The organism is Roseibium sp. RKSG952 (assembly GCF_009711355.1).
Genome location: NZ_SMMF01000639.1, coordinates 1 through 2,938 on the forward strand (window position 1 = coordinate 1; position 2,938 = coordinate 2,938).

The following is a 2,938-nucleotide window of genomic DNA, read 5'->3' on the forward strand; positions in this document are numbered from 1 at the left end:
GGAAGCTCCGGACTTCCGCTCCCTTGTGATCTTTGTAGAATTAACGTCTACCCTGCCCTGGAGGACGAGGATTTTTAGCGAAGCGCAAGCTGACTTGCCGCATTTCCGGATCGTCGCGGGGTCCGTTCCTTCCGTAAACACATTAAACGTTGACCGCTTCCCTATTGAGGCCAATCCTTGTTGTGTTTGCATTTTGTGGGAGTTGATCGTGGATCTCAAGAACATAGTGGCCCGCGCTGCCTTCGCCGACATAGAGGCGAGTGGTCTCATGGAGGACGGATTTCCTGTTGAAGTCGCTTGGAGGATGCGCGAATCAAAAGGGTCGATTCTTGTGAAACCCTGCGAGTTCTGGAACATCGAGGCGTGGGATGCCGATGCCGAGCGGATTCATGGTTTGGATCGGGATCATCTCGTGGACGCAGGCACTGCGGTTTCCGACGTCGCGACCGCCCTTAACGATGTCTTTTCGGCGAAGATGGTCTATACGGACTCCCCGGAACAGGATGCTGCATGGTTCGACATGATCCACGCCGCCGCCGATGTACCTCGTCGGTACAGGGTTATTTCAATCAGCCGGATACTCGCCAAGATGGGTTTCGATGCCGAAAGCGCTGACCCGCTGTTCGCTGCAGCTCGCCTCAAATGCGATCCAAGGGGCCGGGCCGCCAACGGAGTGACGTACCTGTCGGCGGTATTCTCCCTGGCGGTCAAGGAGCGCACGGCGTGACAAAGAGGTCCCTCTCCGGCGCGGTGCTCTTTTTGGTTGTCGTCTCCCTCGCTTCGAGGGCATCGGCGGACGGGTTCATGGTCACCATTGAGCCGGCCGACCCGCTCCCGGCGGTTCCCGTTGTGACGGTAGATGCGGTTTCGCTGTCTCCGCTTCCGGGTTTCGTCGAGGCGAAGCGGGTGTCCTCCCGAAACGTCGCGCCCTCTCCCGTCCCCACCCCGACACGCACGAGTCCTCCGCCGGAGCCTGAAAAGCGGACCACGGTGCGATTTTAACCATCAATCCGTATTTTTTTAAACTTCTGGTTTGATTTACATTGACATCTCGCGTCGTAATGTTGACAAAACGAGGATGTTACGAATACAAAGAGCGCCCTTCCACGTCTATTTCATGCTGGCTTTTACCGGGGCCTATCTGTTCGTCGAGATACCGTTCTCGGTTTATCTTGTGAACGTGCTCGGCGGAATGCCGAGCAATGAGGATATTGCGGATGTCGAATTCTTTGGCCGGATACTGACCGCGATCGCCGTCGTGATCGCGTGGGTGGGTATGCGGGTATTCCCGAAATACCAATATGACTTTGAGTTTCTCTCAGCGCTCCGGCACGCGACGATATCCGGTGTTTTGGTCGGTCTGTTCTCCTTCTATGCGCTCGATTTAATCGCTGACAACCTTGATTCCGTCACCTCTCTAGACATGAAGCGTGAGGCGTATTTGGTTTCCATACCGAGACAGACGCTTCACGACACTCCATCATTCTCCGAGATATCCGAGACGCCTGAGTTCAGTGCCATGAAGTCGCTCTTGGCCTCATTCGTAAGCGCGGATCACATACTGTCGGCGATAGGACGGGACAACGCATCAACATCGATCGACTTCGCGAGTGTTCTTCTTGGTGGAGAACGGGAATTCCGAGAGCAAACCCTGGGAGCGATGGGCGAGTTTCTGAACGAGGCCTATGCGGGTTATGTCGAGGTGAACTCCGCTGCGAAGAACGAACTGGCCAAGGGTCTCGGAAAGGCGTCCGAGGAATATCGCAGCATGGTTAAAGATGTTAAAGAGCGCATGTGGCGCGACAATTACGGCTACAAGCTACCTTCTCGAGGATCTCGGTATGAGATGGGCGTCATCAAGGCAGTCAAGAGGGAGCTTCCCGTCTATGACAATTGGCACCCCCGGGACCAACGTGGTTTCGTCCAAGCGTATCTGGAAAAATATTATGAGGAAGTGCTTTCTCAGGCCGGGCATGAATTCGCCGGAAATGCATCCTTCTTCCTTGGCGACGTGTTTCCCGTAGACCTTTCCCGTGATCAATTCGCTCGCCTTAAGTCCGTGCAGGACCATTTTCGTGTGAAACTCCTCGAGCGATTGGATCGCATCGAGGGCAATGTCCCTGATATGATGCTGATCCTGCCGACGATGTCCGATGCTGCGTTCAAGTCAACCGTCTACGACCCTATTCATGAGGCGATCAGCGGCCGCCGTCAGTACGCCCCTCAGGTGGCGGCCTATGAGTTTCAGTTCTTCGCGGGAGATATGAAGCCCTATGTGCAGGCTTCCTGGATACCGGTGATGGCGATAATTCTCTCCGTCTCCGGTGCGGCCCTGCACATATTCAAGTTTTCCGGTTATGCATGGACCGCTGTTCGCGGTCAGTCCCACCGACGGGGTCGCTACGTCTTCGCTTCGTTCGTCTTGGTGGGTGCGTTCGCTGCGATGGCTCTTCCTGGCAACGAAGTTACCAGAAGTGCGGCCTTCAAGGATATGAAGTCAAAAAGCCCTGTCATAGGCACCTTCGCCGAGGGTCTCATATCGATACAGCCCGGTTTTCGAATAGTCGGTGAGGTCATGAGTTTCAATCCGGTTTGGGGTTATGTGAGATCCACTCTTCCGGATCGACGGGAACCCTACCGCTTTGCTTCCGGATCTTCCGCGGACACCGGATCGGCAACGGCCATGAGCACCGTAGCCTCATCACTGACCGCTCCTGGCATCCCGCTACGGAAACCCGGCACGGTTCCTGTTCCCATGGCGAAGCCGACGACGGATAATGGATTGCGCATCGCGCCCCGTTGATTCTGAAGGCCGTTCGCATCGACCGATTTCTGCCGCAGATCCTGCGCCGGACGGAAAACGGCAAATTCGATTGCTTCTTGTTGACCGAGTGCGATCCGGTCGTAAGACTTAACGTCTTCCCCGCCCTGAAGGACG

At 55.7% G+C, this 2,938-nt stretch carries 3 protein-coding genes; all 3 read left to right on the forward strand.

What is annotated here, in order from left to right:
* The first annotated feature begins 208 nt into the window (after nt 1-208).
* The 3 genes from E1297_RS03180 to E1297_RS03190 all read left to right on the forward strand — a co-directional run bounded on the left by E1297_RS03180 (nt 209) and on the right by E1297_RS03190 (nt 2,803).
* Nucleotides 209-727 carry a hypothetical protein gene (locus E1297_RS03180; protein ID WP_155133795.1) on the forward strand — a complete coding sequence of 173 codons (519 nt, stop codon included), beginning with the start codon at nt 209-211 and terminating at the stop codon, nt 725-727.
* A complete protein-coding gene (locus tag E1297_RS03185; RefSeq protein WP_155133798.1) occupies nt 724-1,002 on the forward strand; it encodes a hypothetical protein in 279 nt (92 codons plus the stop codon). The genes E1297_RS03180 and E1297_RS03185 overlap by 4 nt, the downstream gene beginning before the upstream one ends.
* A 115-nt stretch (nt 1,003-1,117) precedes the next feature.
* Nucleotides 1,118-2,803, forward strand: a complete 1,686-nt coding sequence (locus E1297_RS03190; protein ID WP_155133801.1) for a hypothetical protein — start codon at nt 1,118-1,120, stop codon at nt 2,801-2,803.
* Nucleotides 2,804-2,938: the final 135 nt, after the last annotated feature.

What these genes read in the sequence shown, in the direction of transcription:
- E1297_RS03190 (WP_155133801.1), top strand. Translation starts at nt 1,118, where the DNA reads ATGCTGGCTTTTACCGGGGCCTATCTGTTCGTCGAGATACCGTTCTCG.